This window comes from Prosthecobacter sp. (assembly GCF_034366625.1).
Taxonomy (GTDB): domain Bacteria; phylum Verrucomicrobiota; class Verrucomicrobiia; order Verrucomicrobiales; family Verrucomicrobiaceae; genus Prosthecobacter.
Genome location: NZ_JAXMIH010000026.1, coordinates 43,923 through 67,016, shown reverse-complemented (window position 1 = coordinate 67,016; position 23,094 = coordinate 43,923). Strand labels below are relative to the sequence as shown.

22 protein-coding genes and 2 tRNA genes are annotated in these 23,094 nt (G+C 60.1%); 14 read left to right on the top strand and 10 right to left on the bottom strand.

The genetic code is table 11. The annotated features are described in order from the left end of the window. Window positions 1-141: 141 nt before the first annotated feature. From U1A53_RS24870 to U1A53_RS24840, 7 genes are all read left to right on the top strand, one after another. Window positions 142-600 (top strand): hypothetical protein, encoded by a 459-nt coding sequence (locus tag U1A53_RS24870; protein WP_322284588.1) that lies wholly within the window; start codon window positions 142-144, stop codon window positions 598-600. A gap of 159 nt (window positions 601-759) precedes the next feature. After that, complete coding sequence (locus U1A53_RS24865; protein WP_322284587.1) at window positions 760-1,212, top strand: hypothetical protein; 453 nt, start codon at window positions 760-762, stop codon at window positions 1,210-1,212. A gap of 38 nt (window positions 1,213-1,250) precedes the next feature. Continuing rightward, window positions 1,251-1,664: a VOC family protein gene (locus U1A53_RS24860; RefSeq protein ID WP_345786510.1), complete on the top strand. Its 414-nt coding sequence runs from the start codon at window positions 1,251-1,253 to the stop codon at window positions 1,662-1,664. A gap of 160 nt (window positions 1,665-1,824) precedes the next feature. After that, entirely contained in the window at window positions 1,825-2,166 is a 342-nt protein-coding gene (locus U1A53_RS24855) for a DUF2004 domain-containing protein (RefSeq protein WP_322284585.1), read from the top strand. Window positions 2,167-2,253: 87 nt separating this feature from the next. Beyond that, window positions 2,254-2,940, top strand: a complete 687-nt coding sequence (locus U1A53_RS24850; protein ID WP_322284584.1) for an ankyrin repeat domain-containing protein — start codon at window positions 2,254-2,256, stop codon at window positions 2,938-2,940. A gap of 67 nt (window positions 2,941-3,007) precedes the next feature. Continuing rightward, window positions 3,008-3,328, top strand: a complete 321-nt coding sequence (locus U1A53_RS24845) for a hypothetical protein (protein ID WP_322284583.1) — start codon at window positions 3,008-3,010, stop codon at window positions 3,326-3,328. 18 nt (window positions 3,329-3,346) lie between these two features. Continuing rightward, window positions 3,347-3,949 carry a hypothetical protein gene (locus tag U1A53_RS24840; protein ID WP_322284582.1) on the top strand — a complete coding sequence of 201 codons (603 nt, stop codon included), beginning with the start codon at window positions 3,347-3,349 and terminating at the stop codon, window positions 3,947-3,949. A gap of 128 nt (window positions 3,950-4,077) precedes the next feature. On the opposite strand, the gene U1A53_RS24835 is transcribed toward U1A53_RS24840, so the two are convergent. The 4 genes from U1A53_RS24835 to U1A53_RS24820 form a co-directional block, all read right to left on the bottom strand. Next, window positions 4,078-5,841 carry an ABC transporter ATP-binding protein gene (locus tag U1A53_RS24835; RefSeq protein WP_322284581.1) on the bottom strand — a complete coding sequence of 588 codons (1,764 nt, stop codon included), beginning with the start codon at window positions 5,839-5,841 and terminating at the stop codon, window positions 4,078-4,080. A gap of 35 nt (window positions 5,842-5,876) precedes the next feature. After that, window positions 5,877-7,160, bottom strand: coding sequence for a class I SAM-dependent methyltransferase (locus U1A53_RS24830; protein WP_322284580.1), 1,284 nt, complete (start codon window positions 7,158-7,160; stop codon window positions 5,877-5,879). 50 nt (window positions 7,161-7,210) lie between these two features. Continuing rightward, window positions 7,211-8,155 carry a GDP-L-fucose synthase gene (locus tag U1A53_RS24825; protein WP_322284579.1) on the bottom strand — a complete coding sequence of 315 codons (945 nt, stop codon included), beginning with the start codon at window positions 8,153-8,155 and terminating at the stop codon, window positions 7,211-7,213. A gap of 73 nt (window positions 8,156-8,228) precedes the next feature. Further along, window positions 8,229-8,303, bottom strand: a tRNA-Glu gene (locus U1A53_RS24820). Between the two features lie 479 nt (window positions 8,304-8,782). Between U1A53_RS24820 and U1A53_RS24815 the strand changes: the two genes are divergently transcribed. From U1A53_RS24815 to U1A53_RS24800, 4 genes are all read left to right on the top strand, one after another. Further along, window positions 8,783-11,641 carry a hypothetical protein gene (locus tag U1A53_RS24815; protein ID WP_322284578.1) on the top strand — a complete coding sequence of 953 codons (2,859 nt, stop codon included), beginning with the start codon at window positions 8,783-8,785 and terminating at the stop codon, window positions 11,639-11,641. A gap of 54 nt (window positions 11,642-11,695) precedes the next feature. After that, the gene (locus U1A53_RS24810) at window positions 11,696-12,337 is read left to right on the top strand and encodes a GTPase domain-containing protein (protein ID WP_322284577.1); all 642 of its coding nucleotides are present in this window, start codon (window positions 11,696-11,698) and stop codon (window positions 12,335-12,337) included. Between the two features lie 26 nt (window positions 12,338-12,363). Further along, a complete protein-coding gene (locus U1A53_RS24805; RefSeq protein ID WP_322284576.1) occupies window positions 12,364-12,768 on the top strand; it encodes a roadblock/LC7 domain-containing protein in 405 nt (134 codons plus the stop codon). 134 nt (window positions 12,769-12,902) lie between these two features. Further along, window positions 12,903-13,853 (top strand): FAD:protein FMN transferase, encoded by a 951-nt coding sequence (locus U1A53_RS24800; RefSeq protein ID WP_322284575.1) that lies wholly within the window; start codon window positions 12,903-12,905, stop codon window positions 13,851-13,853. A gap of 84 nt (window positions 13,854-13,937) precedes the next feature. Here U1A53_RS24800 and U1A53_RS24795 read toward each other — a convergent pair whose 3' ends face one another. The 5 genes from U1A53_RS24795 to U1A53_RS24775 form a co-directional block, all read right to left on the bottom strand. Next, the gene (locus U1A53_RS24795) at window positions 13,938-14,558 is read right to left on the bottom strand and encodes an N-acetyltransferase (RefSeq protein ID WP_322284574.1); all 621 of its coding nucleotides are present in this window, start codon (window positions 14,556-14,558) and stop codon (window positions 13,938-13,940) included. Then, window positions 14,555-15,430: a 3-keto-5-aminohexanoate cleavage protein gene (locus U1A53_RS24790; protein ID WP_322284573.1), complete on the bottom strand. Its 876-nt coding sequence runs from the start codon at window positions 15,428-15,430 to the stop codon at window positions 14,555-14,557. Before U1A53_RS24790 ends, U1A53_RS24795 begins: the two co-directional genes overlap by 4 nt. A 92-nt stretch (window positions 15,431-15,522) precedes the next feature. Beyond that, window positions 15,523-16,719, bottom strand: coding sequence for a GNAT family N-acetyltransferase (locus U1A53_RS24785; protein WP_322284572.1), 1,197 nt, complete (start codon window positions 16,717-16,719; stop codon window positions 15,523-15,525). Between the two features lie 38 nt (window positions 16,720-16,757). Next, entirely contained in the window at window positions 16,758-17,924 is a 1,167-nt protein-coding gene (locus U1A53_RS24780) for a hypothetical protein (protein ID WP_322284571.1), read from the bottom strand. Window positions 17,925-17,960: 36 nt separating this feature from the next. Then, window positions 17,961-19,004 carry a zinc-binding dehydrogenase gene (locus U1A53_RS24775; protein WP_322284570.1) on the bottom strand — a complete coding sequence of 348 codons (1,044 nt, stop codon included), beginning with the start codon at window positions 19,002-19,004 and terminating at the stop codon, window positions 17,961-17,963. A gap of 589 nt (window positions 19,005-19,593) precedes the next feature. Here U1A53_RS24775 and U1A53_RS24770 point away from each other — a divergent pair. After that, window positions 19,594-20,493: a sterol desaturase family protein gene (locus tag U1A53_RS24770; RefSeq protein WP_322284569.1), complete on the top strand. Its 900-nt coding sequence runs from the start codon at window positions 19,594-19,596 to the stop codon at window positions 20,491-20,493. A gap of 87 nt (window positions 20,494-20,580) precedes the next feature. Continuing rightward, window positions 20,581-20,655 (top strand) — tRNA-Arg (locus U1A53_RS24765). Window positions 20,656-20,809: 154 nt separating this feature from the next. On the opposite strand, the gene U1A53_RS24760 is transcribed toward U1A53_RS24765, so the two are convergent. Continuing rightward, window positions 20,810-22,246 carry a UTP--glucose-1-phosphate uridylyltransferase gene (locus U1A53_RS24760; RefSeq protein WP_322284568.1) on the bottom strand — a complete coding sequence of 479 codons (1,437 nt, stop codon included), beginning with the start codon at window positions 22,244-22,246 and terminating at the stop codon, window positions 20,810-20,812. Window positions 22,247-22,472: 226 nt separating this feature from the next. Between U1A53_RS24760 and U1A53_RS24755 the strand changes: the two genes are divergently transcribed. Next, window positions 22,473-23,093 carry an LON peptidase substrate-binding domain-containing protein gene (locus tag U1A53_RS24755; RefSeq protein WP_322284567.1) on the top strand — a complete coding sequence of 207 codons (621 nt, stop codon included), beginning with the start codon at window positions 22,473-22,475 and terminating at the stop codon, window positions 23,091-23,093. Window position 23,094 lies beyond the last annotated feature (1 nt).

Here is a 23,094-nt window from a genome sequence, read left to right as displayed (position 1 = left end):
GTTCCGCCCCGACTGATTGATTCAACCAACGCCTGATCGTGAGAACGGTCAGGCGTTTTTGTTTGGGGATGTGCTATGAATCGAGCGGTTCACGCCCCCAGGAGAGAATTGATTTTCCCCGGTCGTTCACTGCCCACATCCATGACTGCAAAACGCCTCATCACCATTGGCTTCGTTCTGATGCTCGTGCTGTACTTGTTTGTGGACGTGCTTTCTGGGGGGCCAGCCACCGATTGGGAGCTTTTTGAGCGACGTTTGCCATCGATCATCGAGACTTCAGGATTGCGTGTGCTGGAGGAATCCACCAAAGGCCCTGAAGCGGTCCCTCTCCCGTTCATCCACCAATTACGATCCTCGCTTTCGTGGCCAAAGACTGGCCCGCACGTTACCACCGGGTTTCCTGAGTCTGTGTCCCATCTGGTTCTCGGACGCGATGACGGGCCGGTTCTCCACTGCCTTGTTCGATACCACGAGGGCAAAGTCGCCTGCATTGTCATTCGTTCGACCCTCGGGGCGAAGCAAGAGGGGCGCGCCTTGAGAGATGCCATCACAAAGGCTTTTCCCAATCTCAGCATCACCCTCGAAGATATCATCCCGTAGCGACAAGATCAGCGTCAAAACCGAAGACGGCACCTACCTCGGCCGTGCGAACTGAGTTCCGCTGCCCGATTGATTCAAGACAACGCCTGATCGTGAAAGCGGTCAGGCGTTTTTTGTTGGTGCTCGACAGAGGTGTTTCTCATTGAATAGTTAGGCCACATGAGAAAGCGCATCTCCATTCTCTTGGTTGTGCTGGCTGCCGCAGCAGTTCCCGCCTGGTATGCGTTCGCGCACGGCTATCGCTCCACGACGAGTTACACTTGCGTTCGTTGCCGCGCGATTCAGCACGTCGCAACATTCTTTGGCCGCGAGTCCGTGAGAGTCGAGGAGACAGACTATTCGCGCTGGTTCGCTCTGCGCCAGCCAATGCACGCTCATGAGTGGGGTTGGTGCGGCACAATCATTACCTGCTATCCCATTTCGTATGCACGCGGTTGCGGTCGTCAGCATCCCGTCTGGCAGATTCGTCCCGAATGGCAGCGGCAGTTTTTGGAGAGCGCGACAGCATCTCAAGTCGAGAGTTTCTATGCGGGCTTGGATTCTCCTGACCGTGCGATTCAGCAGCGCACTGTCGAGATGGTTTTCGACAGCGTGACAGGAGACACAAGGTGATGACATCCACGCTTCGAGCTGATTCCCCCATGTCACCGATCAAACAATCTCTGGGTTTGGTGTCACTGGTCGTGCGCGACTACGATGAGGCACTCGACTTCTTTATCGGCAAGCTGAGCTTCCTGCTGGTGGAAGATTCGCCCGTGCCGGAGCAAGCGAAGCGTTGGGTGGTCATCGCCCCGCCAGGTGCGATGGAGTCGCGGCTGCTGCTGGCACGGGCCTCCACTCCCGAGCAGGCGGCGCATATCGGTGCGCAAACGGGCGGCCGGGTCTTCCTGTTTCTCTACACGGACAACTTCTGGCGCGACTACGAGCGCTACCAGGCGCAAGGGATTGTCTTTGTGCGCGAGCCGAAGCACGAGCCGTATGGCACGGTCGCAGTGTTCCAAGATCTGTATGGCAACCTCTGGGATTTGCTGGAGCCCAGGAGTCGCACCGAGGCATTGGCATGAGGACAGTCCGGGTTGAGGGATCAGGTTCATCCTTCGCAGTCGTGCTACGGAGAATGGAATGATCCCTCTCCTGGTTCGAAGTTGAAGCTCATAGTGCTGAACAGGCGCTCGACAGATTGGCTTTCCATCCAATGGTTCAACCAATAATGTGAGCTTCATCATGTCCCCGAATACCTCCGAAATCGAAAAACGTCGAGAAACTGCGCTTGCCGCCATTAAGACTGCCTACGGCACCGAAGAAGATGAGTTCGGCGCAACCATGTTCGTGTCACATCACCTCGAAGAACTCGATGCTTCCTACTGGCTAAAGCATCTTCAAGCTGCCTCACCTGAACCCACGCGAGTGCTGGATATGCTTGTGCTTCGCTCACACTGGGGAGATGAAGACGAAAACGGAATCGACACCTTCGACTTTACGCTTCCTGACGAGATCACCAATTACGTCATCAGTGTCCGCTTCAGTGAAGATGGGAGCGTCAACGATATCTCGATGGAAAGTTGAATTGCCCCTCCACCAAAAACTTTTCGCCCCCTGAGCACGCGAACGTTAGGCGGGAAGATCAACCGCCACCCGGCTCATCCACGCTGAATGAATCCTCTGCTGACAGCCATCGTGGATGACGACCGCAAGGCCGTCCAAGCACTGCTCAAGGCGGATGGCGGGCTTGTCACACGCCTGATTCAGGAACCGAAGCTGCACCAGGCGAAGATCTTCCATTGGATCTACGTCGGCGACACGGCGCTGCATCTGGCCGCAGCGGGTTATCGCGTCGAGATCATTCGACTGTTGCTGAAAGCCGGTGCCAATCCCAACGCGGCGGCCAATCATCGCCGCAGCAGCCCGCTGCACTATGCGGCGAACGGTTTCATCACCGGTCCCGCGTGGGATGCCTACAGGCAGGTGGAGACGATCCGCTGCCTGCTCGATGCCGGGGCCGATCTGCACGCGCAGGACAAGAACGGCGCGACTCCGCTTCACCGCGCGGTCCGCACGCGCTCTGCGGCGGCGGTGCGGTGCCTTCTGCAAGCTGGCAGTGATCCGACGCGGGAGAACCTATCCGGCAACACGCCGTTTCACCTCGCCGTGCAAAACACCGGGCGTGGCGGATCGGGTGCGGCAGCGGCCATCGAAGCACAGCGGGAGATCATCAAGGCGTTCCTTGCCGCTGGCATCAGCTCCGAACTCAAGAACGGCAGCGGCAAGAGCGTGGTGGATGCAGCCAAGAGCGCGTGGATTCGAGCGGTGCTCGCCGCAGTTCCAAGGAACGATTTGTGAACACTCTTCCATGAGGTGCTGAACACGCCCTCGACAGATGGGTTTAGCGTCTAATAGTTCGGCCGCTATGCACACCATCCCTGTTCAAATCGTTCGATTGGTGGAAGAATATCAGCCCAACATTGTTGAGTGCGTCATGAGCGACGCCTCCGGTCGGCAGTGGTCGTTCGTCGACAAGCTTCCAATCTTCACTGCCGCAGATTTGGATGCACAGAGTAGTTATCCGCAGCCTGGCGTGATCGCTTGCGAGATTCTTCAAGAGTGGACTGATAAGGATGGCCGCAAGCGCTGCCTTATCGACATCAATCGTCCTTGGGGTATCGCAGCCAAGAATGGAGAGACTCAGTTTGAGGTATTCATTGACCACATCACCACACAAACGGCCTAGCCATCTATTAAATTCCTCATGAGTCGTCTGCTTCCAGTCACTGGTCTCTTGGCGGCATCGTTGGGGGGCGCGTGGCTAGTGCCTGCCATCGTGGTGTGGGTGGGCCGTGGCACCTTGGATCGGCAAGGCGGCGCGGTTGTGGTCATCGGGGTTGTTCTCATCCTGAGCGGGATTGTCGCCCTCTGGGGCAGGTTGCGCCGACTGCGCTTCGATTTGATCCCCGCGCCGGTGCGGGCGGCCATCATCGGCAACGGTTTGTTCCTGGCGTTTTGTGCGTTGGAACAGAGCGACGGCCTGGTTCGCGCGGGCGGCAGAGCTTTCTATTGGACGACGGTGCTCTTCCTGCCAGCGCTGGTGCTGTTTTACGGTCAGGTGCTGGCTCAACGCTGGGCATGGTGGGTGGCACGCGGCATGACGGCCCTGGCCACCTTGTGGTTCGTCGTTTATCTGCTGGTGATACCGTTCGTTCCGTTGCGGGGCAACGACGGTCCCATTCCGTGGTGGGGGCGGATCTATGCGGCCGGTGTGACGCTGGTGTTCGCCAGCGTCTCGGCCGGCGTTTTCCGCGCACTCGGGCGTGCCGAGGCCAGGGCCTTTTATGGCATGGCGCATGAGACCTAGCCATCGACAGGCGTCGTTCGCCTCGTTTTATCACTCCATGCTGATCGCTGCCTGCCTCCCTTTGTTTTTTGGGACTCGCCGAGAATCAGTCTGAAGGAGCGGGGCCATCTTGGCCCCGCCTTGAGGGATCAGGATGATCCCTCTCCTGGGGTGAAGGCGAGGGCGGTGAGTTCGCGGTAGTAGGCGGAGGATTGGAGGAGCTCGGCGTGGGTGCCGTGGGCGAGGATGCGGCCTTGATGGAGGACGTAGATGACATTGGCCTCGATGATGGTACTGAGGCGGTGGGCGATGATGAGGCTGGTGCGGTTGGCGCGGAGTTTGGCGAGCGCCTCTTGAATGAGATGCTCTGACTTCACATCGACGGACGAAGTGGCTTCATCGAGCAGCAGGATGGGGGCGTTTTTGAGGAAGGCACGGGCGAGAGCGAGGCGCTGACGCTCGCCGCCGCTCAAGAGGACACCACGTTCGCCGACCTCGGCGTCGAGGCCTTCGGGGAGGCGGCGAATGAAGTCTTCGGCGCAGGCATCGCTAAGCGCGACCCAGAGTTCGTCGTCGGTGGCGGCGGGTTTGCCGAGGAGGAGATTGTCGCGCACGGTTCCGGCGAAGAGGAATGATTCCTGCGTGACGTAGGCGAGCGATTGGCGCAGGGAACGCTTGCTGAGGTCGCTGAGCGGGATGCCATCGAGCGTGATGCTGCCGCTTTGCGGGTCGTAGAAGCGGGTGAGGAGCTGGAAGAGCGTGCTTTTGCCGGAACCGGTCGCGCCGACGATGGCGATGGTTTGATGACGCTGCGCGGCGAGCGTGATGTTGTGCAGCACGGGTTTGTCCTCGCGGTAGGCGAAGGAGACGGAGTGGAATCCGACTTCGCCACGGATGTTTTGAAGCGTCTGGCCGGAATCGAGGTCTTCCTCGGTTTCATCGTCGAGGATGGCGAAGACGCGCTTGGCGGCAGCGAGGCCGTTGAGGAGCGTTTGATTGACGCCGTGGAGGCGGGCAATGGGTTCGTAGAGGAAACCGACGAGCAGGATGAACTGCATCAACTCGCCAGTGGTCATGCTGCCCTGCACGCACCACCACGAACCGGCCATGAGGAGCAGCACGAGGCCGAGATTGCCCAGCAGAGTCATGGACGGCGCGTAGAAGGCCCAGGCGGCCATGAGACGTGTTTGCTTCTCTTTGAGGCGCTCGCTGGCGGCGAGGAATTTCCACTGCCGCATCTCCTCGGCGGTGAAGCTCTTGATCTGGCGGATGCCGGTGAGGGTGTCGTGCAGCGTGGCATTGAGCATGCTGGTCGCTTCACGCGCGGCGGTGGCGCGTGGTGAAACCCAGCGGGAGTATATCCAGCCACCGGCGGCGATGAGCGGCGTGGGCGCGAGAACAATCAAGGCGAGCTTCGTGTCCGCGATGAGCATGACAACGGCAGTGATGAGGATTTGCAGCACGGCGGTGAGGCCCTGCTCGATGCCTTCGAGGATGACGCGCTGGGTGGCGGGCACGTCGTCGGCGAGTTTGGTGAGGATGTCGCCGGTGCTTTGATGATCGAACCAGCGCAGCGGGAGAAGCTCGACCTTGCGATGAAGCTGGCCGCGCAGGTCGGTGATCATGCACTGCTCGAAGGTGCAGTTCACGCGGGTGCGGAAGTAGTAGAGGCCTTCGCGCACGGTGAAGGCGAAAATGGCGAGACCGCCGGCCTGCCAGATGAGATCTGTGCGCTTCTGCGGGATGATTTCATCCATGAACCAGCGCACGACGCCGGGAAAGACGAAGATGAGCGAGGTGCCGGCGACGGCGAGGGCGAATTGCAGCGCGGCGATGCGCCAGTGGCCGCGTGCGAACGTGAGCAAGCGACGCAGCGCGCTGCGGTTCGTCATTGGCTCGGGCTTGTCGTCCATGGGAGTGACCTAGACGCGCAAGCGCGGGATTCGATTCAACCGACGAGATGAACCTGCGGCATCGGGACGACGAATTTGCCACCGCGAGCGAGGAAGTCTTTTTCGCGCTTGAGGAACTCGGGCATGAAGTGCCAGGGGAGCACGAGGTAGTAGTCGGGCTTGGCAGCGCGGGATTCGTCTTCGGAGATGATCTTGATCTGCGTGCCGATGGTGTAGCTGCCCCATTTGATGGGATTGCGATCCGCGATGGCGGATACGAGATCGGACGTGACGTTGCAGAACTGCAGCGTGGTGCTGCCCTTGGTGGAAGCGCCGTAGCCGTGGACGACTTTGCCTTCGGCTTTGGCCTTCTTGAGGAAGGCGGTGAGATCGGTGCGGATGCGCTCGATATTCTCGCGGAAGACGGCGTAAGGCGCGTCGCTGTCGATGGCCATTTCAAACTCACGGATGCGGAGATCCTGGACGCGTACGGCGGCTTCAGCGGATGGTTTGACCTGGCCGGCGTTGGCGACGACAAGGCGGAAGCTGCCGCCGTTCACGTCGTTGAGATGCACGTCGATGACTTCGAGGCCGTGATCGCCAAAGAGGCGTTCCAGCACGGCGAGCGAGTAGTATTCCAAGTGCTCGTGGCAGATGGTGTCGAAGCTGTTGATGTCGAGCATCGCAGGCAGGTAGCTCTGCTCGAGAATCCAGATGCCGTCGGCGGCGAGCACATCGGCGATGTCCTGCACGAAGGCGTGCGGATTCTCCAGATCGTAGAACATGGAGATGCTGGTGACGACGCGCGCTTTTTCCGTGGCGTGAACGCTCTTGAAGGCACGGGAGGTGAAGAAGTCGTTCACAACCTCGAAGCCTTTGGCGCGGGCTTTGAGCGCCACGTCGGAAGGATCGATGCCGATGTGGCGAAGGCCCTGCGTTTGGTAGCTGGAGAGAAGCGTGCCGTCGTTGCAACCGATGTCGAGGACGATGTCCTTGGCCTTGAGTGTGACCGTCTGCTCCACGAGCTGGGTGATGCCGGTGAGGTTGTCGATCATCGACTGATTGATGCCGGACTCGTAGTAGTAGCGGTGGTAGAGCACCTTCGGCGGCACGGAGTGGCGCATCTGCACGAGGCCGCAGGCGTTTTCATCGACCGAGGGATCGCAGCGCACGAGATCGAGCGGGACTTTGCGTTTGATCAGCGCACTACCGTCGGCGCTGGCAAGGACTCCGCCGATGAACTGGTCGCCAAGGCTGACGACGGGCGTGAGGCTGCGTGAGCCACAGATGCGGCAGGTGTTGCGGGTGATGAGGACGGGGCGGAAGGCCTGAATTGCCATGCGGTCAATTGGCATTGATGCGCTGGCGTGTCCAGCCGGAGTTCGTGTCTTCAAGTCCGGGCGGTGGCGCGATTGTCGAGGAACCACTGGTATGTAGTGGCGACACCTTCACGAAAATCAGTCTTCGCCTGCCAGCCGAGCTTCTCCATGCGGCTAATGTCGAGCAGGCGGCGCGGATTGCCGTCCGGCTGAGTGGTGTCCCAGAGGATTTCACCCTGATAGCCGATGATGTCGCGGATGATCTCCGCCGCTTCGCGAATGCTGATCTCCCAGCCGCAGCCGATGTTGATGATGTCAGCGCTGCTGTAGTTTTCGAGCAGGAAGGCGCAGGCGGAGGCCAGATCATCGACGAAAAGAAATTCGCGCTTCGGATTGCCACTGCCCCACAGCGTGACCGTGGGCGTGTTGTGCAGTTTGGCCTCGTGAAAACGACGAATCAGCGAAGGCAGCACATGCGAGTGCTCGGGATCGAAGTTGTCGAAAGGGCCGTAGAGGTTGGCCGGCATGCCGCAGATGAAATCACGGCCATGTTGATGGCGGTAACCCTGGCAGAGCTTGATGCCGGCGATCTTCGCGACGCCGTAGGGCTCGTTGGTGCTTTCCATCGGCCCGGTGAGCAGGCTGTCCTCACGAATGGGCATCTCGACCACTTTGGGATAGATGCAGGTGCTGCCGAGGAAAAGGAGCTTCTTCGTGTCGTAACGATGTGCCGCAGAAAGGACGCTGTTTTGAATCTGCAGGTTGTTCAGGAGGAAATCGACCGGGTGCGTGTAGCTGGCCTTGATGCCGCCGACGGTTGCAGCGGCGAGGATGACCTGATCAGGCTTTTCGGCAGCGAAGAAAGCATCCGTGGCATGTTGATCCCGCAGATCGAGTTCAGCCCGTGTGCGTGTGATGATCTGCCACTCGGGTTTGTTCGCGTAATGGCGCATCAATGCGCGTCCGACGAGACCTTGATGACCTGTGATGAAAAGTTTGCCGCCTGTTTGAGACATGTGTTGATGCCTAGCGGATGTGTTTGCTGTGTCCAGCACAGCTTCATTTTCCTCGGTCACCACCTAGTAAAGGTGGCGACCCCTACGAGAATCGAACTCGTGTCGCATCCGTGAAAGGGATGTGTCCTAACCGCTAGACGAAGGGGTCTTTTTGCTCGGGTTGAGCGGGCGGGGATAGTGCGTTCAATGCGTGATTGCGCAAGAGAAAATTCAAGGCTCGCGAAATTCGTTCATGAAACCCTGTTGGCATGATTTCAGCAGCACACTTGAAGTGATCCCATCCTTGTCGCAACACACCAAATCAAAGACCGTCTTCCGAAGTTGATGAACAATCATTCAGGCCAAGAAAAACAGATGAAAAAATCTTGAACTGTAAGACAGCAGTACTTAAGCTCGGTTAATTAATGTTAACGCAAAAATGCCGGGGTATTTGTTTATAATAACTAGAATTTCAACGCAGACTTGCTACTTTGCTGAGTCGGGCTGCTCCATCCACCGATGAGTTTTTCGTTCCGAAGTTTGTTCCAGCGTGGTGCCGGTTCTGACGAACCGGGGCAAAGCGCACCGCAACACTTCGCGAGGGCTCATCCCGCCATGGCTGGCACGCTGCCTCCCAGTCACTCATCCATGCAAGCACCCTCCACCCTGCAGCCTCCAACCGGGGCATCCCCGTTTCAAATCGGCGGCAATCCACTTTTCAAAACGGCAGGCAACGAGCCGATTGCCGCACCGCCGATCAATTCGGCGATGGGCATGTCGCCTTTCAGCATCGCTGGAGCAACGCCCACGAATGCACCGCTCACCGTGGGGGATGTGATCAACCAGCTTCCTCCCGAAGTCGTGCGCGCAGGAGCCCTGCCTCTGGAACAACCCCTGTCCCTGCCACCGATGCTTCTGGAGAATGCCCTGCGCAGCGGCCAGGCGGCGCTGCCGGTGTTTGAGTTGTATCGCGTTTGTCCGGCGCTGTTTCAGGTGCCCATCTCTCCCCAGGATCCACGTCTCGTGCCGCTGCCCGCAGCCAAGCTTCCAGGACTGATTGCGCAGGCACGGGAAGGACAAGGAGCGGCTGAACCTGCTGCTCCTGTGCCATCTTCACCGTCGCCTTTTTCATTTGCCCAGCCTGCATCTCCCCCCGCACCTGCGGCATCGCCTTTCCAGATAGCGCCCCAGGCGGAACCTGGCGCAACGCACGCGCAGGCGTTCCCGATGAGTCCCTTCGCCGCTGCATCACCAGGCTTTGCGGCACCTGAACCTGCCCCGGCACCTTCGCCGTTCTCCATCAAACCAGCATCAGAAACACTGGCGGCCAGTCCCTTCGCGATCAAGCAGGACACTCCGCCTCCCAGTCCTTTCACCATGCAGGCTGACGCAGCGCCACAACCGGCTGGCTCGCCCTTTTCTCTGGGCCCGAACGCGGGCGGATCACCCTTCAGCATGCCGCAGCAGGCTGCATCCCCCTTCTCTGCCGCAGCCCCTGCTTCACCTGCCTCTGCTTCGCCGTTCGCCGCAATTCCGTCGGCCATTCCATCGCCGTTTACACCTGCGGCCACCAATCCTGCTCCGGCGGCACCGCCGGCATCCATCAGCAGTCTGTTCACCCCGCAATCACAGGAAAGGGCCTCCACCCCAGCCGCCATGCCTGCGGCAGTTCCTGCGATGCCGTTTGGATCGCCCTTTGCGGCTGCGATGAAGGAGGCCGAGCCCCAAGCCGCGCCTGCACAGGCACCTTCTGCGCAACCGTTTGCCCCCTCGGCGGCACCCGCGCCCATGTTTGGCAGCACCTCATCGGCCGCTGGCATGGCCAAGCTGGGATTCGCGGCGGTGTTGAACGGTTACAGCGTCGAAGAACTCGGTTTCAATCCGGTCATGGTCCCGGCATGGATCACCACCAGCGTGTCGGCCAGCACCCTGAATGAGCAGATTTCCTCCGGCAACGTCATCGTGGAACTCGGAGCGCTCATCGACGGCGTTTCCGACCTCGGCTTCCGCAACACGCTCGCCACCGCGAAGCGCGATTTCCAAGTCAGGCTGCCACAGAACGAAGTCTTCCATGCGCTCACCAGCATGGCCTCGGCCCCCGCTGCATCTTCGCCTTCGCCCTTTGGCGCTGCACCTCAGTCCGCGCCGGCAAACAACGCTTTCACCATTCAACCCGGCCCCCCCGCCGGACAGGTCAATCGAGTGGAAACATCGCCCCCAGCTTCCTTCGCCGCGTCAGCGATGCCAGCCTTCGCCCCCCAGCAGCCCCCTCCGAATCCTCTCTCTGCCTTTGCCACCCCGGCGGCAGAGCCTCCCGCACAGGCGTCCCCGACTTCATCGTTCACGCCGAAATTCGGTGCGGCGTTGAATCCCTTCGCGCAAAGCCAGCCGCCAGCAACCCCGGCACCCACCTCGGCCTTTGGTTCCGCTCAGCAACCCGCCCCAGCATCGCCGTTCACCTTCAATCCACCGGTAGCAGCCGAACCAGCACCACCCGCACGGCCCCAGGTGGCTCCAGTATCGCAGTCCTTGTTCCCTCCTGCCGCACCGGAGCCGACTCCTTCCCCTCCGTCACAGCCGCTCGCGGGAGCGTTTTTTCAACCTTTCGGAAACCAGCCCTCGCCCTTTGCCAGCCAGCCGGCTCCCCAACCGCCTTCAGCCCTGGCACCGACCACGAAGCCGTTCGATCCGTTTGCCGCCTCGGCATCGCCAACTGGATCGCTGGCATCCAAAGCACCGGCTGAATCGGGCTTCAACAGCGCCCAGTTGCTCGGTCAGTCTCCCGCACCCCAGCCGGCCGTCGCGTTCTCGCCAGCGCCCGAGATCAAACAGGCACCCAATCCTTTTGCCGCGCCTGCTTTCGCACCCTTCCAGCCGACGCCCTCCTTCGCACCAGCCTTGGATGAAATCCCCTCTTTGTCTGAACCGGTCAAAGCACCCGCGTCACGCGGCTTGTTCAGCACGCAGCCTGCCAGTGCGCCGTTGTTTGCCGAGCCAGCACCGCAGCCCAGACCTGAATCCAGACCCGCGCCCATGCCCAACCCGCCTGCGGCGGCTCCGGCTAAAATGGCTGCCGTGAAGCACTCCTTCCTCGGCCTCTCGCCGGTGGACACGCAGACCGATCAGCTTCTGCTCCGAGCGCTCCTCGGCACCGAGGAAAACCTCGCCGCGCCGCGTGTCGTCGAGTTGCTTGCCACCCAGCACGGTCTCAGCGCTTGCGTCTGCCTGCATGGCTCGCACGTCCTCAGCCATGCCGACACCTCGAAGCCTGACGCTTCCGAGTTCCAGCGCCAGGCTCCCGACATCGCCCGTCAGTTGCGCGGCCTTGCCCCGCTCATCGGCATCGAAGGAGCAGAAACCTTCACGCTCAATGCTGGCGGCCGCCTTTTGACCTTCTGCTTCCCCGGCAGCACCACCGTCGCCGTGCTGCACGATGTTGAACCCTCCAACGGTCTGCGGGACAAGATCACCCTCATCGCGCGCGAACTCGCCCGCCTGCTCGGCTAAAATCGGCTTTCCGTTTGGGGCGGCGTCATTCTAAAATTCGTCATTTTCTCTGCCATGCCCAGCATCAATCACGACGACCACACCATCAGCTTCAAGATCGTCTATTGTGGCACGCCGCTCAGCGGCAAGACCTCCAATCTCCAGCAAGTCCACGCCAAGCTCGACCCCACGGGCTGCAGTGACCTCGTCTCGCTCTCCACCGCGCAGGATCGCACGCTGTTCTTCGATTTCCTCGCCGTCGAGGCCGACGCCTTGCCCGGTTACAAGACCACCTTCCATCTCTACACGGTCCCAGGTCAGGTCACTTACAACGCCACGCTCCAGCTCGTGCTGCGGCAGGCTGATGGCGTCGTCTTCGTCGCCGACTCGCAAATGGACCGCCAGCGCGACAACTTGCAGTCCCTCCAAAGCCTCGAAGCCAACCTGCGCATGAACGGCAGCTCGCTCGACCGCCTCCCCATCGTCCTGCAATACAACAAGCGCGACCTGCCGAACGCTGCTCCGGTCGAATACCTCGAATACCTCTTCAACAACCGCCCCGTCCCCTTCCTCAGCTTCGAATCCGACGCCCGCACCGGCCGTAACGTGCTCGCCACGCTCAACGCCATCTCCCAGGCCGTGCTTCACCAGTTCCGCCTCCGCACCGCGTCCGAGGACGCTCCGGACGTAGTCCCCACTCACGCGTTGGCCGCTTGATCCCATCTTGACGCCTTGACCACCTCTTGACCTTTGACCTGTCATCGTTAGCAGCCCGGCCTGGAGTTCTTCAAGCCGCCCTCACCGACGATTCCGGCCGCTTGCTTGGCTGCGCAGGCGAACCCGAGCCTCCTACCACTGCGATTCTCGTTCTTGCTCACGCCACCCTCGCCGCCGCGTCCGAACTCGGACGCCGTTCCGGCAATGGCGACTGCCACGAAATCATCCAGCAGCACGATAGCGGCTGCATCTACCTCCACAGCCTGCCAGAAGGCCGCGTTCTTCTCGTTCGCTGCCAAAACATCGAGGCCATTCCCGCCGTGCGCAGCGCCTGCCAACACTTCGCAGCTCCGCTGGAATCAGCTCGCCCTCCCGCTTCTACCGCGTCCCTTGATCTCGCCTCCGCGCTCCACGCCGAACCGGCTTGGTGAATCGTGTTTCGACCTGCCGTTGTTCTGCGGTTCATCTTCTAAACCGCTGACAAGACGCTGATCAGACGCTAATGCCTGATTCAAATCAGCGTCTCGTCAGCGTTCAATCAGCAGTTCGCACTTCCGGCACCTCCATGTTTCGGCTCGTTTTTATCGTTCTCATCCTTGCTTGCCCACTCACTGCGCAAGAGCTGAAGCGCTACGACTTCTCCGCGCCGCTCATGGCCACCACCTTCCGCATCACCCTGCATGCGGAATCCAAAACGCAGGCCGAAACCGCCGCCGCTGCCGCCTTCAAGCGCATCGCCCACCTCAACACCGTCTTCTCCGACTATGAACCCAACAGCGAGCTCATGCAGCTCTGCAACGCCGGTCCCAACACGCCCTTCAAGGCCAGCCCCGCGCTCCTCGGGCTCCTCTCCCGCTCCCTCGATCTCGCTCGCCTCACCGACGGTGCCTTCGATCCCACCTGCGGCAATCTCTCCCAGCTCTGGCGGCGCACCAAACGCGTCAAAAAACTCCCGCCCACCGACCGCCTCGCCCAAGCCCTCGCCGCCACCGATTGGCGTGCCGTGCAGATCGATGCCAAGGCGCAAACCATCACGCTCACGAAGCCCGGCATGCTCCTCGACCTCGGCGGCATCGCCAAAGGTTACGCCGCCGATGAAGGACTCCGCATCCTGCGCGAACACGGCCTCACCCGCGCCCTCGTTTTGGCCGGTGGCGACATCGCCATCGGCGATCCCCCGCCCGGAGCAGACGCCTGGGACATCAAACTCCGCACCTTCACCAAACCTACGCCCGACGCCGAAGAGACCATGGCAACCGTCCGCCTCAAAAACTGCGGCGTCTCTACTTCCGGCGACCTGTATCAATTCATCGACATCGAAGGCACCCGCTACTCCCACATTCTATCCCCCAAGACCGGTCTCGCTCTCACCACCCGCATCGCCTGCTCCGTCATCGCCCCCGACTGCACCACCAGCGACGCACTGGCGACCGCCATGTGCGTGCTTGGCAAAGAACGCGGGGAAAAAGTCACCTCGCAAATGCAGGGCGTAACCATCCGGTTCGCGAAGCCCTGATGCGAGACGAAGGATTCGGCAAGTCTTGCTTCTTGAAAACTCCGGGCGTTCAGCCCCCCTGAATGTCCTCGTCACACAGATCACTCAACGCGCACGTTGCCAGACATGATGCCACCGCCAGAAGTGAACTTGATGGATGGCAACAAAAGGTCGAAAACCAGCCTTGCCGTGGGCGCGCAAAGCCGCCGCATTCATCGGGTGAGTGCCGCGAATGGCGCGTTCGCACCCCTCATTCCGTAATCGATTCAAAAGTTCAGAACTCAGCGCCGGAGCGATAGCCTGGCCACGAAACGCCGGATCGGTATAAGCGTCGTAGAGGTAAGCTTCGTTCGGCGCGAATTGCCGTTCATAGTGAAGGTACTTGGATTGGTAACTCCAAACGCTCCCGGAGCGAACCCACATCACCCCAGCCAGACGCCCCTCGACCCGTGCGAGCAAACAGCGGTGCCCTTGTCTCAGTCGATCTGCATAGAGCTCGCGGTCCGTCTTGGGTCGAAAGGCAAAGTAATCGGTCGAGTCCGAATCCGTGAGCCATTCGATCGTCATGGACGCCTTGGATTGGACGACGGGAATGGGGGCGGCAAGCGAACGCTCCAGCAACAAGACACGGCGATAACCGATTTCGCCAATAGCATGATGGATCAAACTCCACAGACCTTGATCACGGTACACCTGCCACCCGAGTTGTAGCAGATGCTTTCTCATGGCGCTGATTGAACTTGTTCGCGTTCACGCACGCGCAGTTGGTTGTAAAATCCGAGACCACCAAAGACAGCGGGAGTCATGATGGGACGCTCAAAAACAGCGGCCAGTTCATGAACCCGCCTCAGCAAAGAGCTGTTCGTTGCCAATTGCGTGCGATCCGCATCATGCCAGTAATTGTCCTCCAGACCGACGCGCACACCACCACCATCGAGGATGGCGAGCGTGTTGGCGCGCAATTGCGAGCTGCCAATGCCCGCGAGCGACCAAAACGCCCCCGATGGCAAGGCGTTGATCAGCAAGCCCACCTGCAGCAGATCATCCTGTGCCGTCGCGAGATTGCCCACGAGGAGGTTGAAGTAAAATGGCGGTTTAAAAGTACCCTTGCCGATGTGGTGCTTAACCGCGTTGATCATCCCGCCATCGAAACACTCCAGCTCAGGAATGACGCCAAACTGCGCCATTTTGTTCGCCAGCCGCAGGATCATGTCAGGAGTGTTCATACTGGCCTCACGGGCAAAATTCAGCGAACTCATGGTCAGCGAGGCCATGTCTGGAGACAGTTCAAGCACCTCCGAACGCTTTTCGAATTCAGGCGTGGAGCGCCCACTGGTGGAGGCACAAATGACAAGGTCGGGACAGTGCCGCCGGACTCCGTCGAAAATCTGCGCATAGATGCTCTTCCCATGCGCGGGGGAGCCGTCATCATGCCTGGCGTGAAGATGAGCCAAGGTGATGCCGATTTCATACGCCTCGTGCACTTGCTCGACGATCTCGGCTGGCGAAACCGGAACATGGGGTGTCATCTGCTTCGTCGGCACCATGCCTGTCGGCGTGAAATTGATGATGAGTGAGGGGTGCCGTGCTTTTGTCATGATCTGAATGCTGTGCTTGACGTGTATTTCAGTTCAAACTTCTCCCCCCGCAGGGCAACGCCAACTCTGGCACTGCATCCGTCCGCATCAAGTCAGATACCCCCGGCTTTGCCGGGGGTATCTGACTCCATGGCATTGAAGGCTTGGGTACCAGCTTGAGCGACTGATTGGATGTTGATCAAACGAACCTCAGGTGGGCAGTCGAAATCAGGCGGAGGATCACCAGGCAGCAGGATGCGGAAGCGGCGCAGGCCGCTAGCCCGAAGGGCGCGATACTCCCTCCTGAGGTTGTCCGCCGTCAGCGGCACATCGCTGGGAAACGCCCACAAGGCCGAGTAGCCGTCGTGGTCATGGTGCACGAGGGAGGTGTGGCTCAGAAACTCCGCCACCGGGCCAGCCAGCCGGTTCCAACTGAAGAGCCGGACGTGGTTTGCCGAGAGAAAACCGTCATGGTCCTGAAGGCCGCTGGACCACTTGCACTTGTAGCGAAACACCCCGTCATGCAACGAAGCAAGGGAACCGCCCATGGCGATTTGCGTGCAGCCGAACTGCCTCGCATGGCCGATGGAATGCACGTACAAAGCGGCCATGGCTCCCTGGCGCAGCAAGTCCAGCCGACCGTCAAGCAAACCCGTCACCCGCAGAGTGTAGGTCTTCCCTGTCACCACGACCAAATCTCCGGCCACACGCTCGCCGTTCAGAAGCAGCCATTGGATCTGGCCGCGCTTAAACGCCAGGCGCAACAGCCACCTCGGGGACAGTTTCGCCGTCGAACCATGCCGCCCGCAGATGTAGGGCCGGTAAAACTGATCGTAGAAGAGATCGAAATCCGCCTCGTCGCGGGAGATCACGCTTTGATACTTTTTCCGGTGCGTCCGCCGCCAGTCTCCAGCCGCGCTCCGATGCCGGCGCACATAGGCCTCCAGATCGTCCGGAACGTCCATCCACATCGAGACCATCGGGGGTGATGCGAGGTAATCTTTGCCAAGAAACAGCCAGGCTGAAATCCGGGCGACTCCAACCACCATCAAGTCGGCGGAAGGCTGCCACCGCTTTAGTTGTTTCTGCAGGAACCACACGGGAACCTTCGCCGCACAAACCATCTCAGGTTCCTCCGCGAAGAAACGCTCCCGGATGAACTCGGTCCACCGTTCGCGCCCGGCGGCCAGCAGCGTCACCGACCGGCCTGACACGCGCGCCTTGCCGCGCAGCAAGACCACCGGCACCCGCCAGCCCAGGACCGGCTGAACGAAACACATCAGCCATCGAAGCAGGGTGTTGAGTCTCATGACGACAAACGGGGGAGACGTTTCACCAGAATGCGCGCTCATGCGAAGGTCTGAAGCATTTCAGGCCCTCCATGGGCCATGGATTCAAGCGAGATCAAACGCACCTCAGGCGGGCACTCGAAATCAGGCGGCGGATCACCGGGCAGCAGGATGCGGAAGCGGCGCAGGCCGGCGGCGTTGAGGTCGCGATGGTGTTTGCGCAGGTTGTCCGCCGTCAGCGGCACATCGCTGGGAAACACCCACAAGGCCGAGTAGCCATCGTGGTCATGGTGAATCAGGGACGTGTGGCTCAGAAACTCCGCCACCGGACCGTCAAGCCGGTTCCAGCGCAGCAGCATGACAAAATTGGACGACAGGTGTCCACCATGAGCACAGAGACCCCCTGCCCATTTGCTTTTGTAGTGCAGCACTCCGTCATGCAGCGAGGGCCTGCTTCCCCCCATGAAAAGCCTCGTGCAGCCTGCTTGTCGGGCATGTTGGATCGAATGCACATAGATCGCAGCCAGCGCCCCTTGGCGTAGCAAATCGAGCCGTCCGTCCCGCAGCCCGATCGGTCCCATGGAACATTTTTTTCCCTGCACCATGGTGATGCCACCGGCCAGGCGTTGATCTTCCCGGATGACCCACATCAGCCCCCCATGTTTGAAAAGAAACCGGATCATCCAGCGCGAGGCAAGCGATTCACCCACATCATGCCGATGACTGATGTAGGGGACATAAAACCTGTCGTAGAATTCATCCAGATCCTCATTCGCGTGCGACAGCCTGTGCTCCAGATCGTTGTTCCGTACCCGTTGCATATCAGCCGCCGCATGACCGTGAGTGCGTCCAAACGCCTTCAAATCATCCGGAACCTGCATCCATGACGTGATCCAAAACGGCACCCTGAGGCAGCCGCGTTCGAGAAACAGGCCGGCAGAAACCCGGTCAATGCCCACGACTGTCAGATCGGCGGAAGACTGCCATTCGTTCAGCCGCTTCTGCAGGGACCACACGGGCACCCGCACCATGCGCACCACCTCGGGTTCTCCCGCAAAAAAATGCTGCTTGATGAACTGCGTCCATCGTTTGCTCCCTGCGGCAAGCAAGGTCACTTGCTTCCCCGATCCCCGGGCGGAACCGCGCAGCAAAGCTACCGGCACGCGCCAGCCATAAAATGGCTGTACCATGCAGATCAGCCAGCGAAGCAAGGTCTCGAGGATCATGAGTTCGAGTCAATGAAGACTTCTTCAGTCTCATGTTCAAGTGTACTCCAACAACGCCTTGATCACCTTCCGTTCTTTCACCGCCTGAAACGCATCGGCGATACGCTCCAGCGGGAAACGATGAGTGATGAAATCAGCGGCAGTGAGTTTGCCTTCGCGAATCCACTGGCAAATCGCGGTTTGCGATTCCTTTTCGTACCGCCGCGTGGGCCACTGGTGGACGAAGAGGTTGAAGTTAAAGTCAGCCTTCGATTTGTCGATGTGCAGGACGCCGTGGGTGAGAACACCGTAGATGCAATGCGATCCGCCACGGCGTAGCAGCGGCAGGCCCTGTTGCACGATGTCGGGATGGCCGACGGCATCAATGACGGCATCGAGTTTCTTGCCACGGATGCTGGCGAGTTCGCCGATCTCCACATCGCCGGGCGCAAAGGCCGCGTCGGCTCCGAAGACGAGTGCCTTGGCTTGCTTGTCGGCGTGGCGATCGACGATGCCGATCCAGCCGAGTCCGAACAAGCGGCCGAGCTTTACAAAGCTCAAACCTACCGGACCGGCACCGAAGATGAGCACGTCATCGCCGGGCTGGAGGTGAAAATCACGAAACGCGCCCAAGACCTCGCGCCAGGTGCAGAGCAGCACGGCCTGCTCGGGCGGAATGTCGGCATCGACGCTGGTTTGAATCTCGAAAACCTCGACCCAGCCGTGCGCCTCATCCTCCACGCCGTCGGCGACCATCGCATCGTGATCATTCGCCAGCGTGAACTCGCCAAAGCCGCCCCAGCCGGAATCGACGCCTTCCTGTTGCAGATCGAACACGAGTCCGCCGACCGCGCGATCCCCAACGCGGAAGTTTTTCACCTTGTCGCCGACCGCGACAACGATGCCGACGCTTTCATGGCCGAGGGCGAAGGGAAACTTGTCCTCCATGCCTGGAAACGTGCCGCCGAGAAGTTCGGAGTCGGTACGGTTGCACAGGCAGGCGCATTCCGTGCGCACCAGTGCCTGATACGGCCCCGGTTTCGGCTGCGGAGTGTCGAGGATGGCGAGTTCTCCAGGCGAGATGGCGATGACGGACTTCATGGACCGCGCATCGAACACGCGGCACGAACGAGCGCAAGCGGAGAACCAAGAACAAAAACTACCGCCACAGGGCGCTGATCAGCTCATTGAGCTTCGCGATCACATACTGCATCAGGCCATTGACTTCCCAAAAAGGGGGCATCAGCATTCACGCATGCTGCCCTATCACTCGACAATCTGCACAGGCGCTAATTACAAATCCGGGGTCTCTGTCATACCCCATGTCGGGATCGTTGGAAAAATAGGGGAGGCTAACCCGAAGGGCTTTTGGGATAAGAAATTCGATTCGACGGCGAAGCTGAAGAGGATTGAGAAGCAAACGAACGTGAAAAAGCTCGTAGCGTCCACCTACCGATGTCTGGGGGAATGTCATAGGCGCTTCACACGCAGTGAAGCTCTGAGCCGTCAGTTTCGTATCGTCACCGAAACAGGCTGTATATGCAGTGATTGTGAAAAGACGAGGCCCGAAAATCGGGGAACAACCGAAAAGTGAGCATCGCATGGGCTGTGCGTGAGGCGCAAGCGAGGAGATGCCATTCACCATATCCGCACTGGAAATCTGCCCGTTTCTTGCTTTGAAAAGGCTCCCATGTTTCGTACGCTCCTTGAATACCTGCTCTGGCCCCTGATCCTCATCGCCGCCCTGATTCCGACCGGGATCGGCATCGCGAACGGTCATGGCCCGCTGGCTTTCAACCTCACCTATTTCAGCCTCGCGGCGCTGCTGTTCGTGCTGGAGCGCGTTTATCCGCATGAGGAGCGCTGGCTTCACTCCGACGGTCAGGAAATACCGGATCTGGCGCACACGGCGTTCACGAAATCGTTCGTGCAGTTGCTCATTGTCTCGATGACCTGGCTCGGACTGGCCAGCGTGGTCGGTGGTGATCAAGGCACCGGCTTCTGGCCAAATCACTGGCCGATGTTCTTCCAAGTCGTGCTGGGGCTGGTCATCGCCGAGTTCGGCCTCTACTGGGCGCACCGCATCGCGCACGAATGGATGCCGCTCTGGTGGTTTCACGCGGTCCATCACAGCTCCAAAAAGCTCTGGTTCTTCAACACCGGTCGCTTCCACATCATCGACACGCTCAAGAGCATGATCTTCTCCGCCCCGCTCCTGGTCCTGGCCGGTGCGCCGAAGGATGTGGTGCTCTGGTTCGGCGCCATCACGGCCTACATCGGCTTCCTGACGCACGCCAATATCCAGATGCGCTTCGGCTGGCTGAACTACATCTTCAACACCCCTGCCCTGCATCGCTGGCACCACTCCATGGATCTGCGAGAGGGGAACAAAAACTACGGTGAGAACCTCATGCTGTGGGATCTCATCTTCGGCACCTATTTTGATGATGCCAGCCGCCGCCCGCCTGCTGAGATCGGCATCAACGCTGCCATGCCGAAGTCCTTCTGGGGTCAGATCGTCGAGCCGTTCCGCTGGAACAAGTTCCAGACCGGCGCCAAAGCCGGAACCGTGAAGCATGAGTTGCTTTGAGCCGGGCGTGGACACAGCGCATTACATCGGCCTGAAAACGACTTGCCGCTTTCCGCCGCCCATGCGATGCATCGCCCCCGAAAACACGCGCCCGTAGTTCAACGGATAGAATGGTGGTCTCCGAAGCCGCATATCCAGGTTCGATTCCTGGCGGGCGCACCAGCCGCAAATGCGGCTGTATTCAGTTGGTCAAAGACACTGGTCGGGCCGATGCCAGCGGCTCAACACAAGTCGCCGTGAGATGCTTCAAACTGCCAGGTCGGGCCCTGCTGCCCCACATCGCAGCATGTGTGAGCCACAGGCCTCCTTCGCGAAGTTAGTCCACGGTCATCTGCCCCTCATGCACACCGGCTTTCAGCTTCGCGGATGCATTCGTGTGGTTGTGAATCACGACGTCTCCTTTGAAGATGACGCCGGTGCCGCACTCGACCGGACCATGCATCAGCAGGCTGCGGCAGTGCAGCAGGCTGGGCGTGTGCGGGAAGTTCTGCTCCAGACCATCCACCAGTTTGCAGAGCTTTGCGTCGAGATGCAGATGCGGCGGCTGACCGTTGCGGCTGGGGTGCAGGCGCAGACAGAAGTCCTCAGTGAGTTCGTAGGCGTCGGAGCGCACGGCCAGCAGGTCGCTGGTGGTCTTCACCGGAGCGAAGCGCGTGCGAGAGACTTCGATGGCACCCGCTCCTTGGAAGCACTCAATGGCCGCGCCCATCGCGGTCTCCACCTGAATGACCGGAGGTGAACTGCCATCGCGTGGATCGACCGTTTTCTTGTTCATGATCGGCGGCAGCGGAATGAGCCCGTCATTGGCATCGAGCGCGGTCTTGAGTGCCTGGAGATCGATCCACAGGTTGTTCGTGTTGAAGTAGCGATGGCGATCGATGTTTTGGAAATGACTCTCGTCATCCTTCGGGCATTGCGCAGATTCACGCAGCAGGAAGCGCCCGTCCCGCAGACGCACCGCGAGATGCCCCCCCTTCTTGTCCGACTCGGTGCGGCGGGTGACCTCCATCGCAAACGGCATGCCGCTGTCCGCAAACCACGCGAGAATCGACGGATCGAGCGTGGCACCGAGGTTGTCCGAATTCGACACAAACGCATAGCGCACACCACCGCCGAGCAAGCGCTCCAGCCAGCCCGAACCAACAAGGCATGCATAGATGTCGCCATGACCAGGCGGGCACCATTCTTGATCTGGATTGGCCGGCCATGTGGCAGGTTCAAGGGAACCGGCAAGCACCTTGGGCACCTTGTTCTGCATGAGTTCCCACGTTTCACGGCCGCCCAATTGCGGGAAACGCGCCGCGAGATGCGCCGTTGTGTCTGCGGAGGTGCTGAAACTGTTCATCAGCATGAAAACCGGCACCGCGCCGCCCGTCTGCGCGCGCAGTCGAAGAATCTGTCGTGCAATCAAATCGAGGAACGTGTCTTCGCCACGCACCGGCAGCAGGGACTTTGCTTTCTCCAGACCCATGCCTGTTCCGAGACCACCATTGAGCTTGATGAGCACGGTTTGCTTGAGCAGTTCGGAAGCACGGCCCGCATCGGGTGCCATGAGTGCATCGGCACATGGCAGATCCTTTGCCGGAGCAATGGTGGCCTCGGGAATCATCCCGGTCTCACCGGCCAGCAGAGCCGCGTAGCTGCCGCGAAAGGCGCGGATGGCAGACTCGCTCAGCCCGGCTGCCTGCATTTTCTGACGAAAGGACGTAAAGGACGTTTCAATGCTCTCGGGAGTGCGGGTTGGATTACTCATGCGGCTTCAAGGCTAGAGGATCAGCGAGCGGAGGCAAATGGTGATTCATCCCCCACGAGCCAACCGTTGGTTCTTTCGAGGCAAGCATCGTTTCGTTGTGCCACTCTGGGCTCCTTCCCCTGCCTCATGCATCTCTTGGAATCCTCCACTTTGAGTGATTCCTCGCTCAAATCAGGAAACACCGAACCGTGTGGCGGGTTCAGTCGTATCCCGTCTCAGCCGATTCATGGACATTTCCTCGAAGACATTTTCAGCCAGACAATTCGTGCTGCCGCGCACGCTGCCCATGATCGTGCTCGACGGCTGCTATTTGTTTCCCGGCTGCCATCTGCCGCTGTTCATCTTCGAGGAACGCTACCGCCGCATGCTCGATCATGCGCTGCACACCGATCGCATGTTCTGCATCGGCGCTCCCTGTGGCGCGGACGATGTGCAGCCGGTGACCACGGCCGGACTCATCCGCGCTTCGGTTAAAAATGCCGACGGCACCTCGCAGGTCATGCTCTACGGCGTCACCCGTGTGCGCATCACCGGCTGGGATCAGATGCTGCCGTTCCGCATCGCCCGCGTGGAGTCGATCCTCACGAAAACGGCTCCATTGGAGACACTGCGGACCTTGAAATCAAAGGCGCTAGCCCTGTTACCCTATCCCACCGACGACAGTTGCGAGAACATGCAGTTGCTGCGTCAGTCCTTGGAGGAAATGGACGAAACAGAAACCGTCTGCGACATCATCGCCTTCCACTTCGTCCGCCGCAAAGCTGCCCTCCGCGCCTTGCTAGCAGAATGCTGCCCCCAGCGACGCTACGAGCGTCTGATTGCCGAGCTGGAGAAGGAGCAAGACTGAC

Bases quoted from the DNA above. Each gene is read 5' to 3' on its own strand.
- U1A53_RS24825 (WP_322284579.1), bottom strand. From the start codon at position 8,155: ATGTCTCAAACAGGCGGCAAACTTTTCATCACAGGTCATCAAGGTCTC.
- U1A53_RS24855 (WP_322284585.1), top strand. From the start codon at position 1,825: ATGTCCCCGAATACCTCCGAAATCGAAAAACGTCGAGAAACTGCGCTT.
- U1A53_RS24780 (WP_322284571.1), bottom strand. From the start codon at position 17,924: ATGATCCTCGAGACCTTGCTTCGCTGGCTGATCTGCATGGTACAGCCA.
- U1A53_RS24775 (WP_322284570.1), bottom strand. From the start codon at position 19,004: ATGAAGTCCGTCATCGCCATCTCGCCTGGAGAACTCGCCATCCTCGAC.
- U1A53_RS24845 (WP_322284583.1), top strand. From the start codon at position 3,008: ATGCACACCATCCCTGTTCAAATCGTTCGATTGGTGGAAGAATATCAG.
- U1A53_RS24840 (WP_322284582.1), top strand. From the start codon at position 3,347: ATGAGTCGTCTGCTTCCAGTCACTGGTCTCTTGGCGGCATCGTTGGGG.
- U1A53_RS24760 (WP_322284568.1), bottom strand. From the start codon at position 22,246: ATGAGTAATCCAACCCGCACTCCCGAGAGCATTGAAACGTCCTTTACG.
- U1A53_RS24770 (WP_322284569.1), top strand. From the start codon at position 19,594: ATGTTTCGTACGCTCCTTGAATACCTGCTCTGGCCCCTGATCCTCATC.
- U1A53_RS24790 (WP_322284573.1), bottom strand. From the start codon at position 15,430: ATGACAAAAGCACGGCACCCCTCACTCATCATCAATTTCACGCCGACA.
- U1A53_RS24835 (WP_322284581.1), bottom strand. From the start codon at position 5,841: ATGGACGACAAGCCCGAGCCAATGACGAACCGCAGCGCGCTGCGTCGC.
- U1A53_RS24865 (WP_322284587.1), top strand. From the start codon at position 760: ATGAGAAAGCGCATCTCCATTCTCTTGGTTGTGCTGGCTGCCGCAGCA.
- U1A53_RS24800 (WP_322284575.1), top strand. From the start codon at position 12,903: ATGTTTCGGCTCGTTTTTATCGTTCTCATCCTTGCTTGCCCACTCACT.
- U1A53_RS24785 (WP_322284572.1), bottom strand. From the start codon at position 16,719: ATGAGACTCAACACCCTGCTTCGATGGCTGATGTGTTTCGTTCAGCCG.
- U1A53_RS24850 (WP_322284584.1), top strand. From the start codon at position 2,254: ATGAATCCTCTGCTGACAGCCATCGTGGATGACGACCGCAAGGCCGTC.
- U1A53_RS24795 (WP_322284574.1), bottom strand. From the start codon at position 14,558: ATGAGAAAGCATCTGCTACAACTCGGGTGGCAGGTGTACCGTGATCAA.
- U1A53_RS24755 (WP_322284567.1), top strand. From the start codon at position 22,473: ATGGACATTTCCTCGAAGACATTTTCAGCCAGACAATTCGTGCTGCCG.
- U1A53_RS24870 (WP_322284588.1), top strand. From the start codon at position 142: ATGACTGCAAAACGCCTCATCACCATTGGCTTCGTTCTGATGCTCGTG.
- U1A53_RS24810 (WP_322284577.1), top strand. From the start codon at position 11,696: ATGCCCAGCATCAATCACGACGACCACACCATCAGCTTCAAGATCGTC.
- U1A53_RS24830 (WP_322284580.1), bottom strand. From the start codon at position 7,160: ATGGCAATTCAGGCCTTCCGCCCCGTCCTCATCACCCGCAACACCTGC.
- U1A53_RS24815 (WP_322284578.1), top strand. From the start codon at position 8,783: ATGCAAGCACCCTCCACCCTGCAGCCTCCAACCGGGGCATCCCCGTTT.